Here is a 12,470-nt window from a genome sequence, read left to right as displayed (position 1 = left end):
CCCCGGCATCCGGTAACATCGGTACTCGGCCCGCACGGGTCGACGGGCGATTGGCGCAGTTGGTAGCGCGCTTCCTTCACACGGAAGAGGTCATCGGTTCGAGTCCGGTATCGCCCACCACGGAGAGTCCTCGGCCGAGCCAAGGGCTCTCTTTCGTTCTCGGGTAGCCTGCTGCACGATGCGATGGGCATCCCGCCCGGCACATCCTGTGAGCGAGCGAAGGAGCAGAATGCCCGAAGAGCTCGAACGACGCTCATTCGAACCCGCGGACGGCCTCTGGGCCTGGCTCGAAGAGAACCATGCGACGCACCCCGGACTGTGGGTGGTGCTGCAGAAGAGCGGCAGTTCAGTGCCCTCCATCACGTTCCACGAGCTGCTCGAGGCCGGGATCGCGTTCGGCTGGAGCGAGAGCACGCGCAGGGCGAATGACGAGACCTCCTACCTGCGGAAGTTCACGCCCCGCCGCACGAAGGGCACCGCCTCAGCGCGCAACTCGGCGATCGCCGACCGACTTCAGGTCGAGGGACGCTTGACACCGGCGGGGAGGGCCGCGCTGGGACGTCAGCCGCATCCCTGAGGCGTCGCTACGGCTCGAGATGGGCCGAGAGGTTGGCCAGCGACGACGTGAGCCCCTCGGCGTGATCGCGGGCACGGATCCCGTCGGGGACGTCCCGGGCGACGACCTCGACGTCGGTTCCGTGCTCTCCGCTGCGAAGGGTCCATTCCATCCGCATCGTCCCTCGGAACGCCGGGTCGTCCGACTCGAAGTCCACCTCCCACACGACGAGCTCTCCCGGCACGAGCCGCGGGATGCGCACCTCCGACACGTCCGAGTCCGCCGACGTCTTGCCGCCGCCGGCAGGGGCGTCGTCGTAGGTCGGCACCAGGCGGTAAGAGCCGCCCTCACGCATGTCGAAACGCTCGAATCGGCCCCGCATCCCCTTCGGAGGCAGCCAGGCGAGCAGGTCGTCGCGATTGGTCAGCGCCGCGAACACGTCCGCCGCGTCGACATGGACGAGAAGGCTCGCGCGGTCCGTTCGGCCCATGCCACCACCCTATTCGGCCCGCACACATGCACGATCGCGGCCCTCGTCCAGGCTTTCGGCGAAGGCGAGGACGCGCCGCACCTCCGGCACCGGACCGGGCCCCGCGGAGCTCAGCGCTCGCCGACCGCCCAGCCGTAGCGCTTCTGCAAGACCCGCGCCACGCGGCTGAAGCGGTCGAGGTCGAGCGCCGACGCCTCGCGCCGCATGCCGCGCACGTGCACGCTGTAGAGCTGCTCGACGTCGATCCACGACGGCCGCCCCCGCGAGTCCCACGGCCCCGGTCCGATCTCGAGGAAGTCGCGGTCGCGGTCGTGCGGCTTGCTGGTCAGCCGCAGCGCGTAGACGTGCTCGGCGTCCTGCCGGCCGATCACGAGCACCGGGCGGTCCTTGCCGCGCCCGTCGTTCTCGGCGTACGGCACCCACGTCCAGACGACCTCGCCCGCGTCCGGGTCACCGTCGCGGTCGGGCGCGTACGTGATCCGGATGCCGTCGCCTCGCGGCGCCGCGACCTCGCGGGTCGCCGTCGCACCGGTCTGCCCCGGCGAGGGCTCCCCGGCGGCGGTGAGCCGGTGCGCGGCGGCATCCGATCGGGACGAACGCTCCAGCTGGTCGTCGAGCACCGCGGCGCCGCCCGTGAACACGTTGACGATGCCCTTGACGAGGCCCGCGAGGAAGCTGTTCTTGTCGGTGGCCATGCCGTCACCGTACCGCGACCCGCCCCCACGCGATCGAGCCACCCCCTCGCGTGTGGCACGCGAGGGGGTGGCTCGGTCAAAGAGGGTGGGCCCTGCCGGAGCCCGGAGGATCAGTCGACGAGCGCGTAGCCCTCCTCGCCGTGCACGACCGTGTCGATGCCGGCGATCTCGTCCTCGTTGCGCACCCGGAAGCCCAGCGTCTTCTCGATCGCGAAGCCGATGACGTAGGCGACCACGAACGAGTACGCGAGCACCACGACCGCGGCGATGGCCTGCATGAGCAGCTGCATCGCGTCGCCGCCGACGAACAGGCCGGTGCCGGTGGCGAAGAAGCCGAGGTACAGCGTTCCGATGAGTCCGCCGACGAGGTGGATGCCGACGACGTCGAGCGCGTCGTCGTACCCGAGGCGCCACTTCAGCTCGATGGCGAGGGCGCACACGGCGCCGGCCAGGAGCCCCAGGAGCAGCGACCAGCCGGGCGTGAGGTTGGCGCACGAGGGCGTGATCGCGACGAGGCCCGCGACGGCGCCCGAGGCGGCGCCCACCGACGTGGCCTTGCCGTCCTTGAGCTTCTCGACGACGATCCAGCCGAGGATCGCCGCGGCGGTCGCGCCGAGCGTGTTGACGACGATGAGGCCGACGCTCGAGTCCTCGGTGCCGAGCAGCCCGAAGGTGCCCTCGGCGCCGGCGTTGAAGCCGAACCAGCCGAACCAGAGGATCGCCGCGCCCAGCATCACGAGCGGCACGTTGTGCGGCTTGTTGATGCCCTTCTGGAAGCCGACGCGCTTGCCGAGGACGAGCGCGAGGGCGAGGGCCGCCGCACCGGCGTTGATGTGCACGGCGGTGCCGCCCGCGTAGTCGATCACGCTGTAGTCGAGTCCGAACGCCGACCCGAGGTTGTAGATCCAGCCGCCGGCTCCCCACACCCATGCGGCGACGGGGAAGTAGACGACCGTGACCCAGATGCCGGCGAACAGCATCCACGAGCCGAACTTGGCGCGGTCGGCGATCGCGCCCGAGATGAGGGCGACGGTGATGATCGCGAACGTCGCGCCGAACGTGGCGCTCACGAGTCCGTCGCTGTCGGCCCCGGCGAGACCGAAGTCCGAGAACGGGTTGCCGGCGAAGGTGAAGGTCCACGAGTCGGTCTCGCCGATCGAGGCCATGTTGGCGCCGAACAGGATCCACAGGACTCCCACGAGTCCCATGGCTCCGAAGCTCATCATCATCATGCTGACGACGCTCTTGGCCTTGACGAGGCCGCCGTAGAAGAACGCCACACCGGGCGTCATGAAGAGGACGAGGGCTGTCGCTGCGACAGACCACGCGAGGTTTCCGCTGTCCATGTGCTGGCTTCCTTTGCAGTCGAAGTCATTGAGGGTCGGCACGCCGGCGTTCGGGTTGGCGGCGCGCCGGTGCGACAAGTCTGAGCACGCGCCGTTTCGCGCCGTGTGCTCGTCGTGTTACGCGGCGGTTACAGCGACCCGCCGTGCGTAAACATCCGATTTCGCGGATGCCGGGGGTGCGCCGCCGCGGCCGACCCGCGGCACACGTCGGCGAACGGTGTCGCGGCCGGCCGGCCCTGCACACGGCCCGGCGGGCACGGTCGTGCAGGACCCCGACCGCCGGCATCGGCCGGCCCGGTGGTCGGCACGCGGAGAGCCGGGCTCAGCTGTGGGTGAGCGCGACCAGGCGCGAGATGGCGCGGAGGTACTTCTTGCGGTAGCCGCCCGCGAGCATGTCCTCGCCGAACACCTGGTCGAGGGCGACGCCGGTGGCACGCACCGGTATCTGCGCGTCGTACGCGCGGTCGACGAACGCGACGAAGCGCAGCGCCGCGGACTGATCCTCCAGCGTCGCGACGTCGCGCAGGCCGATGAGCGAGATGCCGTCGAGCAGCCGGATGTAGCGCGACGGGTGCACCGTCGCGAGGTGCCTGATCAGCGCGCCGAACCCGTCGTCGGATGCCGTCGGCGGCGCCGCCGCGAGGTCGCGCTCGTACTCGTCGGGGCTCAGGACGACCGCGTGGCCGTCCACTGCGCGCTGACGGTAGTCGGTGCCGTCGATGCGGATCGTCCGGAAGCTCGAGGCCATCGCGTGGATCTCGCGCAGGAAGTCCTGCGCCGCGAAGCGCCCCTCGCCGAGCGCGTTCGGCGGCGTGTTCGAGGTCGCGGCCAGGCGCGTGCCCGACGCGACCAGCTCCCCCAGCATCCGGGTCATGACCATCGTGTCGCCGGGGTCGTCGAGCTCGAACTCGTCGATGCACAGCAGCTGCGCGCCGCGGAACAGGTCGACCGTGTTGCGGTAGCCCATCGCGCCGACGAGGGCGGTGTACTCGATGAACGACCCGAAGTACTTCCGACGGGCCGGCATGGCGTGGTACACCGCGGCGAGCAGGTGGGTCTTGCCGACGCCGAACCCGCCGTCGAGGTAGACGCCGGGCGGCAGCTCGGGACCCTTCTTCGCACGCCGGAACAGCCCCGCGCGCGGCGCGGGCGCTCCCCCGCCGGCGAAGGTCACGAGGAGGTCCTTCGCCTCCTGCTGCGACGGGTACCGCGGGTCGGCGCGGTAGGTGTCGAACGTGGCGTCGTCGAACTGCGGCGGCGGCACGAGTGCGGCCACCATCTCGGGGCCCGACACCTGCGGGTTCCGGTCGGCGAGGTGCACGATCGATCCCGCGGCGCTGTTCACAGGAAGAACCTTAGTCGTCCGCCGGCACCGCGTCGGAGGCGAACCCGTGCCGGCGCAGCCAGGAGGTGATCGCCGAGCTCCAGCGCTCCTGGTCGTAGTTCCACAGCTTCGTGTGCCGCGCCACGTCGAACACCTGCAGCTCGACGAGGTCGGGCCGGGCGACGAGCAGGTCGTGCGAGGCGTCCGACGGCACGTAGCCGTCGTCGTCGCTGTGCAGGATGAGGATCGGATGCTGCAGCTCCGCCGCCCGCGCGACCATGTCGAGCCGGTCGAAGCGGATGGGCGCGTCCGCACCGGTCACGCGCCCCGTCCATTCGCGCTGCAGGGCGCGCATCGCGAGGCCCGACACCGGCTGCGGCAGGCGGTTCAGGCGCGCCTGATAGCCGAGCACGACGCGCCAGTCCACGACCGGCGAGTCGAGGATGAGCCCGACGATGAGGTCGCGGTGCGCCGAGTTGAGCGACAGCTGCAGCGCGATCGCCCCGCCCATCGACCAGCCCATGACGACGATGCGGCGAGCGCCGCGGCGGCGCGCCTCTCCGAGCGCGGCGTCGACGTCGCGCCATTCGGTGGTGCCGAGGCCGTAGGTGCCCGAGCGCGTGCGGGGCGCCTCGCCGTCGTTGCGGTACGACACCACGAGGGTCGTGAGCCCCGCGGAGTGGAACACCGGCACGGCCCGCAGGCACTCGGCGCGCGTCGTGCCGCGCCCGTGCACCTGCACGACCCACGTGTCGGTCACGGTCTCGGCGGGGAACAGCCAGGCCGGGCACGGCCCGAACGGCGAGCCGATGCGCTCCGCGCTGAACGGCAGGTGCAGCTGGCCCGGGTCGTCGTAGTACCAGCCGCTGAACACGGCGTCGGGTGCGAGGCGCGCCTCGCGCGGCACGTGGGTGAGGAGCTTGCGGGTCACCGTGCCGGCGTCCGCCGACAGCACCGTGCCGAGCTTGACGTAGCCGGCGTCGCCGACCGTGTGCAGCCCGTAGCGGCCCGGCAGCACGGTGTCGGGCGTGCGGGCGAGCGTGATGGTCTGCGCCGAGGTGTCGATCCCCACGATCGCGGTGTCGGGCACGCGGTCGCTCGGGGTCACGACGCGACGCGCCATCGACAGCGAGACGAAGCCGAGCAGGCCCACGACGCCGGCCAGGGCGGAGGCGAGGGCGACGATGATCGAGCGCAGGACGACGACGAGTGTCGGGGATGCCGCGGGGGGTACGGCGCGCCTGGATGCCTTCATCGTGGGCTCACTCTAGTCTGTCGCCGTGGACGCCCCCAGCAAGCCGGCCTTCGCCGCCGTCGCCGACGCGCTGCGCGCCCTGACCTTCCGCCCCGACTTCACGGTGCGCGAGATCCCCGCGCCCTCCAGCCTCGCTCCCGACGCGTTCGCGCTGGCCGGCGACGTGCGGCCGCGCGACCACGGCATCGACTCCGAGTACGGCACCGGCCGGCTCATCCTGCTGCACGACGCGGCCGAGCCCGACGCGTGGAACGGGGCGTGGCGCATCGTGTGCTTCGCGCAGGCGCCGCTCGAGCCCGAGATCGGGACCGACCCGCTGCTGGCGGACGTGGCCTGGTCGTGGCTGGTCGACGCCCTGGAGACGCGCGGCGCGCGCTTCCACTCCGCCTCGGGCACGGCGACCAAGACCCTGTCGAAGGGCTTCGGGTCGCTCGCGGGCGAGCCCGACGGCGCGCAGATCGAGCTGCGCGCGTCGTGGTCGCCGGATGGCGACATCGGCGTGCACGTCGAGGCGTGGGCGGAGCTGGTCTGCATGCTCGCCGGGCTTCCCCCGGGGTCGGAAGGGATCGCGGTGTTCGGAGCGCACAGGGTCGCACGTGGCTGAGTACGACACGATCACCGACCCCGCCGAGTTCGCCGACGCCGTCGCACGGCTCGCCGAGGGCACCGGTCCCGCGGCCGTCGACGTCGAGCGGGCCTCCGGGTTCCGGTACTCGCAGCGCGCCTACCTCATCCAGGTGTTCCGGCGGGATGCCGGCGTGTTCCTCTTCGATCCCGTCGAGACCGCCTCGTTCGCCCCGCTGCAGGAGGCGATCGGCGGCACCGAGTGGGTGCTGCACGCCGCCAGCCAGGACCTCCCCTCGCTCCGCGAGGCGGGGCTCGAGCCGGCCGCGCTGTTCGACACCGAGCTCGCCGCGCGCCTGCTCGGTCACGCCCGCGTCGGCCTCGGCGCCGTCGTGGAGGACACCCTCGGCATCCCGCTCGCGAAGGCCCACTCGGCGGCGGACTGGTCGACGAGGCCCCTGCCCCACGCGTGGCTGGAGTACGCCGCGCTCGACGTGCTGCACCTCGTCGACGTCCGCGACGCCCTCGCGGCCGAGCTGGTCGAGCAGGAGAAGGTCGAGCTCGCGGCGCAGGAGTTCGTCGCGGTGCTGCAGCGGCCGGTGAAGCCCCCGCGCGACGAGCCGTGGCGCCGCCTCAGCGGCCTGCACACCGTGCGCGGCCGACGCGCCCTCGCCGTCGCCCGCGCCCTGTGGACCGCGCGCGAGGAGTACGCGCAGGCGCAGGACATCGCCCCGGGCCGCCTCGTGCCCGACCGGTCGCTCGTGGCCGCCGTGCGCGCCGACCCGGCCACGAAGCACGACCTGGCCGGCGTCAAGGAGTTCACCGGCCGCGCGAGCCGCAGCCAGCTCGACCGCTGGTGGGCCGCGATCGAGGCCGGGCGCGCCGACCCGGCGCTCCCGGTCGAGCGCGTGCGCAGCGACAGCCTGCCGCCGCCGCGCGCGTGGGCCGACCGCAACCCCGACGCCGACGTGCGGCTGAAGGCCGCGAAGCCGCTCGTCGACCAGCGGGCCGAAGAGCTGCGGATGCCGGTGGAGAACCTCCTCACGCCCGACACGCTGCGCCGCATCGCGTGGTCTCCCCCGGCCGTGGTGGACACGGCATCCATCGGCGACGCCCTCGCCGCGCATGGCGCGCGTCGCTGGCAGATAGAGCAGACTGCACAACTGATCGCCGATGCCTTTGTGCAATCTGCACAGGCCGATTCGGACGCCGTCGAGAACCCTTCGTAGGTTCGGGCCAACCGATTTCGCCCCTCCGAGCGCCGACCTAGGCTGGACGGCATCCCCTTTACCTTGGAGGCAGTGTGGCCGAGATCTCGGACGTCTTCTTCGTCGACGGCATGCGGACCCCGTTCGGCCGCGCCGGCGAGAAGGGCATGTACTGGCGCACGCGCGCCGACGACCTGGTCGTCAAGGCGATCATCGGCGTGATGGAGCGGAACCCGCAGGTGCCCGCCGAGCGCGTCGACGACGTCGCGATCGCCGCGACGACCCAGCAGGGCGACCAGGGCCTGACCATCGGGCGCACCGCGGCGATCCTCGCCGGCCTCCCCCAGTCGGTGCCGGGCTTCGCGATCGACCGCATGTGCGCCGGCGCGATGACGAGCGTCGCGACGATGGCGGGCTCCATCGGCTTCGGCATGTACGACGTCGCCCTCGCCGGCGGCGTCGAGCACATGGGCCGCCATCCGCTCGGCGGCGGGGGCGCCGACCCGAACCCCCGCTTCCTGACCGAGAAGCTGGTGAGCGCCGACGCGCTGAACATGGGCGTGACCGCCGAGCGGCTGCACGACCGGTTCCCGCACCTGACCAAGGAGCGCGCCGACCGGTTCGGCATGCTGAGCCAGCACAAGGCCGAGGCCGCCTATCGGGCGGGCAGGTTCCAGCCCGATCTCGTGCCGGTCGCGGTCACCGGCGCCGACGGCGCGTGGGGCCTCGCGACCGAGGACGAGGGGCGCCGCCCCGAGACCACGATGGAGGGGCTCGCGCACCTGAAGACGCCGTTCCGCCCGCACGGCCGCGTGACCGCGGGCACGTCGTCGCCGCTCACCGACGGCGCCACCGTGAGCCTCCTCGCCGGCGGCAAGGCCGTCCGCGAGCTGGGGCTGAAGCCCAAGATGCGGCTCGTCTCCTACGCGTTCGCGGGGGTCCAGCCCGAGGTGATGGGGATCGGCCCGATCCCGTCCACGCAGAAGGCGCTCGCCAAGGCGGGCCTCACGATCGACGACATCGGCCTGTTCGAGCTCAACGAGGCGTTCGCGGTGCAGGTGCTCTCGTTCCTCGACCACTACGGCATCGCCGACGACGACCCGCGCGTCAACCCGTGGGGCGGCGCGATCGCGCTCGGCCACCCGCTCGCGGCATCCGGCGTGCGGCTCATGATCCAGCTCGCGGCGCAGTTCGCCGAGCACCCCGAGGTCCGCTACGGGCTCACCGCCATGTGTGTGGGGCTCGGGCAGGGCGGCTCGGTGGTCTGGGAGAACCCGTACTACGACGGAAAGCGGAGGAAGTGACCGTGTCGCACGACCAGGTGGACTTCTCGCCCCTCTATGCGCTCGGCGAGGGCGAGGTCGTCACCCGCTCGCTCGTGCGCGACGTGCGTCTGCCCTCGGGCGCCGTGCTCGCGCTGATCACGCTCGACAACGGCCGCGACCACACCCGGCCCAACACGCTGGGCCCGCGGACCATGCTCGAGCTCGGCGAGCGGATCGACGAGCTGCACGCGCGTGCCGCGGCCGGCGAGATCCAGGCGGTCGGCATCACCGGCAAGCCGTACATCCTCGCCGCCGGCGCCGACCTGTCCGACATCACGAATCTCGGGTCGAGGGAGAACGCTCGCCTCATCGCGCGGCTCGGGCACCGTGTGCTCGGCTCGCTGTCCGAGCTCGGCGTGCCCTCGTTCGCGTTCGTCAACGGCCTCGCCCTCGGCGGCGGGCTCGAGATCGCGCTCAACTCGACCTATCGCACGGTGGACGCCTCGGCCGCCGCGCTCGCCCTCCCCGAGGTCTTCCTCGGCATCATCCCCGGCTGGGGCGGCGCGTACCTGCTGCCGAACCTCATCGGCATCGAGAACGCCCTCGAGGTCGTGATCTCGAACCCGCTCAAGCAGAACCGGATGCTGAAGCCTCGGCAGGCGTTCGACCTCGGCGTCGTCGACGCGATCTTCCCCGCCGCGAACTACCTCGAGGACTCGCTGCGCTGGGCCGACGGCGTGCTGAGCGGCGCGGTGAAGGTCGACCGCAAGCACGAGCCGGGCAAGCTCGAGCGCCTCACCAAGTGGCCGATCGCGATCAAGATGGCCCGCGGCATGCTCGAGTCGAAGATCGGCACGGTCCCGCGTTCGCCGTACGTCGCGCTCGACCTCCTCGACAAGGCCCGCGGCGGCACGAGGGCCGAGGCCTTCGCGCGCGAGGACGAGGCGCTGGCCGACCTCGTCGTGGGCGATCAGTTCGCGGCATCCATGTACGCCTTCGATCTCGTGCAGAAGCGCGCGAAGCGACCCGTCGGGGCCCCCGACAAGGCGCTCGCGCGAAAGGTCACCAAGGTCGGCGTCATCGGCGCCGGCCTCATGGCCAGCCAGTTCGCGCTGCTGTTCGCGCGCAGGCTCCAGGTGCCGGTGCTCATCACCGACCTCGACCAGGCGCGCGTCGACAGGGGCGTCGCCCACATCCACGACGAGATCGGCACGCTCGAGGCCAAGGGCCGGCTCGACGCCGACGCCGCGAACAAGCTGCGCGCGCTCGTCACCGGCACCGTCGACAAGAGCCTGTACGCAGACTGCGACTTCGTCATCGAGGCGGTGTTCGAGGAGGTCGGCGTCAAGCAGGCCGTGTTCGCCGAGATCGAGCAGATCGTCGCCGACGACGCGGTGCTCGCCACCAACACGTCGTCGCTGTCGGTCGCCGAGATCGGCGCGAAGCTCGCGCACCCGGAGCGGCTCGTGGGGTTCCACTTCTTCAACCCGGTCGCGGTCATGCCGCTCGTCGAGATCGTCAAGACGCCCGCGACGACGGATGCCGCGCTGTCGACGGCGTTCGTCGTCGCACGCGGACTCGGCAAGAACGCGGTGCTCACCGCCGACGCGCCCGGGTTCGTGGTCAATCGCCTCCTCGCGAAGGTCATGGGCGAGGCGACGCGCGCGGTGTACGAGGGCACGCCGCTCCTGACCGTGGAGCGGGCGTTCGCGCCGCTGGGCCTGCCGATGACCCCGTTCCAGTTGATCGACCTGGTGGGCTGGAAGGTCGCCGCGCACGTGCAGGACACCATGGCGCACGCGTTCCCCGACAGGTTCTACGCGAACGAGAACTTCCACGCGCTCGCGGAGCTGCCCGAGGTCGTCGAGAAGGCGAAGTCGGGTCGCGTGACCGGGTGGACGAAGGCCGCCGACAGGGTGCTCAAGGGGGCCGTCGGCGACGCCCCGGCATCCGAGGCGGAGATCCTCCGACGCGTGCAGGACGGCCTCGCGCAGGAGATCCGGATCATGCTCGACGAGGGCGTCGTGCCCGAGGTCGAGGACATCGACCTGTGCCTCATCCTCGGCGCGGGCTGGCCCTTCATCGACGGCGGCGCCTCGCCGTACCTCGATCGCGAGGGCGCCTCCGAGCGGGTGTTCGGCGACACGTTCCACCACCCGCCGATCCGCGGCATCGAGCACTGACGCCCCGGGGGCCGTCCGTCTCCGGCATCCCGCTACTGGCGCAGGACGCATCCGTGCTAGTTTCTGAACATGTTCAGTTCTGAGCGGATGCCGGAGACCAAGAGCGAGCGGACCAGGGCGCTGCTGCGCGGGATCGCGCTGCGATCCTTCCGCGACGACGGCTACGACGCGACGACGATCCGGCGCATCGCGCAGGAGGCGGGCGTGTCGGTCGGCACGACCAACTATCACTTCGCCTCGAAGAACCACCTGGTGCAGGAGCTGTACCTCGACGTGCAGGAGGCGCACCGGGCCGCCGCCGTGCCGGCGCTCGCCGCAGAGACCGACCTCGTGGCGCGGCTCGGGATCGTGTATGGCACCGGACTCGACCAGCTCGCGCCGTATCACGCGCACGCGCCCGAGTTCCTCTCCGCGGCGGTCTCGCCGCGCTCGCCGGTGAACCCGCTCTCCGAGGAGTCCGCACCGGCGCTCGCGATCGTCGAGGAGCTCTTCCGCACGGCCGTCAACGGCGCCGACCATCGTCTGCCCGCCGACATCGCACGGTCGCTCCCCCGCGCGCTCGTGCTCGGCCACCTGCTTCTCGCGCTGTTCTGGGTCTACGACACGTCGCCAGAGCAGCGCCGCACGCGGCGCCTCCTCGAGCGCGGCCTCGGTCTGCTTCGCACGGCCTTGCCTCTCACGCGGGTGTCACTGGCCCGCCGGCCCGTGCGCGAGTTGCTCGACCTCGTAGCGGAGGTGCGGTCATGACCGCGTCGGAGCCGCCGACCGCGGAGACGTCCACGGCCCCCGAGACCTCTGCGCGTACCTCGGATCGACCGATGGCCGTCACGCGTGCGGAGGTCGTGCACGGCGGGTTCGTCGCCTGGCTGGCGTTCGTCGCCCTGTTGGAGATCACGCTGGTGGCCGCCTTCCTGGTCGCTACGGTCGTGACGCCGCACTCGGACTTCTCCTCGCTCGGGTTCCTGCCCGCGGCACTGCTCTACGGAGCCGTGTTCGGCGGCGGCGTCTCGCTGGTCGTCGAGCTCATCGGACTGCCGGTCGCGTGGCTCGTCGCACGCGGCATGGCGGGCGTCCGCAGCATCCGCGCCCACGTCGCCGTCTACGCCGCACTCGGCGCCGGCGTCGGGCTCGCCGTCACCGGGGTCTTCGCCTTCCTCTCGGGGAGTGCGTCGATCTGGTGGTCGCCCTTTCCGCCGCTCGCGGTCGCGCTCTCCGCGGCATCCGTGGTCTTCGGCTGGTGGCGCGCCTCGCGCGCCGCCCGCTGGGCGCTCGCGGCCCGCACCTGAGGGCGTCCATGCGTGACCACCCCGCGTCACCTGGCGCGAATGGTCGCCGCCGGCGGCAACGACGACAGAATGCGCCAAGCGAAGCTCGACAGCGGCATCCCACCTGTCGCGAATGGTCGTCCGCTCCGGTCGGGGCGACCGAACGCGCCATGTCGAGGATGCCAGCGGGCCGCGCGCCGTGACACCACAGGTCCGGGCGGTCAGCTGTCAGCGCGCTCGGCGGCGTCGTGCTCCTGGATGCGAACGTCGTCAGGATGCCAGGTCGCACCGGTGTCGGGCTCGGGCCGCGCGATCGGGA

At 71.8% G+C, this 12,470-nt stretch carries 12 protein-coding genes and 1 tRNA gene; 8 read left to right on the top strand and 5 right to left on the bottom strand.

Going from position 1 to position 12,470, the window contains the following annotated elements; genetic code table 11:
* Positions 1–44 precede the first annotated feature (44 nt).
* Together WML84_RS07885 and WML84_RS07880 are read left to right on the top strand one after the other, a co-directional pair.
* A tRNA-Val gene (locus WML84_RS07885) sits at positions 45–120 on the top strand.
* A gap of 109 nt (positions 121–229) precedes the next feature.
* Entirely contained in the window at positions 230–577 is a 348-nt protein-coding gene (locus WML84_RS07880) for a hypothetical protein (RefSeq protein ID WP_347345597.1), read from the top strand.
* A gap of 7 nt (positions 578–584) precedes the next feature.
* On the opposite strand, the gene WML84_RS07875 is transcribed toward WML84_RS07880, so the two are convergent.
* From WML84_RS07875 to WML84_RS07855, 5 genes are all read right to left on the bottom strand, one after another.
* On the bottom strand, positions 585–1,046 hold the full coding sequence (locus WML84_RS07875; protein WP_347345596.1) for an SRPBCC domain-containing protein: 462 nt from the start codon (positions 1,044–1,046) through the stop codon (positions 585–587).
* Between the two features lie 110 nt (positions 1,047–1,156).
* Positions 1,157–1,741, bottom strand: coding sequence for a type II toxin-antitoxin system PemK/MazF family toxin (locus tag WML84_RS07870; RefSeq protein ID WP_347345595.1), 585 nt, complete (start codon positions 1,739–1,741; stop codon positions 1,157–1,159).
* Positions 1,742–1,851: 110 nt separating this feature from the next.
* Positions 1,852–3,087 (bottom strand): ammonium transporter, encoded by a 1,236-nt coding sequence (locus WML84_RS07865; RefSeq protein ID WP_347345594.1) that lies wholly within the window; start codon positions 3,085–3,087, stop codon positions 1,852–1,854.
* Between the two features lie 322 nt (positions 3,088–3,409).
* On the bottom strand, positions 3,410–4,432 hold the full coding sequence (gene zapE, locus WML84_RS07860) for a cell division protein ZapE (protein WP_347345593.1): 1,023 nt from the start codon (positions 4,430–4,432) through the stop codon (positions 3,410–3,412).
* A 10-nt stretch (positions 4,433–4,442) separates the two neighbouring features.
* A complete protein-coding gene (locus WML84_RS07855; RefSeq protein ID WP_347345592.1) occupies positions 4,443–5,666 on the bottom strand; it encodes an alpha/beta fold hydrolase in 1,224 nt (407 codons plus the stop codon).
* A 25-nt stretch (positions 5,667–5,691) separates the two neighbouring features.
* Between WML84_RS07855 and WML84_RS07850 the strand changes: the two genes are divergently transcribed.
* The 6 genes from WML84_RS07850 to WML84_RS07825 all read left to right on the top strand — a co-directional run bounded on the left by WML84_RS07850 (position 5,692) and on the right by WML84_RS07825 (position 12,172).
* Positions 5,692–6,270, top strand: a complete 579-nt coding sequence (locus tag WML84_RS07850; protein WP_347345591.1) for a DUF3000 domain-containing protein — start codon at positions 5,692–5,694, stop codon at positions 6,268–6,270.
* Positions 6,263–7,459 carry an HRDC domain-containing protein gene (locus WML84_RS07845; protein WP_347345590.1) on the top strand — a complete coding sequence of 399 codons (1,197 nt, stop codon included), beginning with the start codon at positions 6,263–6,265 and terminating at the stop codon, positions 7,457–7,459. The genes WML84_RS07850 and WML84_RS07845 overlap by 8 nt, the downstream gene beginning before the upstream one ends.
* A 74-nt stretch (positions 7,460–7,533) precedes the next feature.
* Positions 7,534–8,742, top strand: a complete 1,209-nt coding sequence (locus tag WML84_RS07840; RefSeq protein WP_347345589.1) for a thiolase family protein — start codon at positions 7,534–7,536, stop codon at positions 8,740–8,742.
* Positions 8,743–8,744: 2 nt separating this feature from the next.
* The gene (locus WML84_RS07835; RefSeq protein WP_347345588.1) at positions 8,745–10,886 is read left to right on the top strand and encodes a 3-hydroxyacyl-CoA dehydrogenase NAD-binding domain-containing protein; all 2,142 of its coding nucleotides are present in this window, start codon (positions 8,745–8,747) and stop codon (positions 10,884–10,886) included.
* A gap of 69 nt (positions 10,887–10,955) precedes the next feature.
* Positions 10,956–11,633 carry a TetR family transcriptional regulator gene (locus WML84_RS07830; protein WP_347345587.1) on the top strand — a complete coding sequence of 226 codons (678 nt, stop codon included), beginning with the start codon at positions 10,956–10,958 and terminating at the stop codon, positions 11,631–11,633.
* A 71-nt stretch (positions 11,634–11,704) separates the two neighbouring features.
* Complete coding sequence (locus tag WML84_RS07825) at positions 11,705–12,172, top strand: hypothetical protein (protein ID WP_347345586.1); 468 nt, start codon at positions 11,705–11,707, stop codon at positions 12,170–12,172.
* The last annotated feature ends 298 nt before the right edge of the window (positions 12,173–12,470 follow it).

Origin of the sequence: Microbacterium sp., from assembly GCF_039812165.1 — a bacterium.
Lineage (GTDB): Bacteria > Actinomycetota > Actinomycetes > Actinomycetales > Microbacteriaceae > Microbacterium.
This window is presented reverse-complemented; position numbering and strand designations above follow the sequence as displayed.

Coding starts and splice junctions, on each gene's coding strand:
- WML84_RS07880 (WP_347345597.1), top strand. CDS start 230: ATGCCCGAAGAGCTCGAACGACGCTCATTCGAACCCGCGGACGGCCTC.
- WML84_RS07875 (WP_347345596.1), bottom strand. CDS start 1,046: ATGGGCCGAACGGACCGCGCGAGCCTTCTCGTCCATGTCGACGCGGCG.
- WML84_RS07870 (WP_347345595.1), bottom strand. CDS start 1,741: ATGGCCACCGACAAGAACAGCTTCCTCGCGGGCCTCGTCAAGGGCATC.
- WML84_RS07865 (WP_347345594.1), bottom strand. CDS start 3,087: ATGGACAGCGGAAACCTCGCGTGGTCTGTCGCAGCGACAGCCCTCGTC.
- WML84_RS07855 (WP_347345592.1), bottom strand. CDS start 5,666: ATGAAGGCATCCAGGCGCGCCGTACCCCCCGCGGCATCCCCGACACTC.
- WML84_RS07830 (WP_347345587.1), top strand. CDS start 10,956: ATGTTCAGTTCTGAGCGGATGCCGGAGACCAAGAGCGAGCGGACCAGG.
- WML84_RS07825 (WP_347345586.1), top strand. CDS start 11,705: ATGGCCGTCACGCGTGCGGAGGTCGTGCACGGCGGGTTCGTCGCCTGG.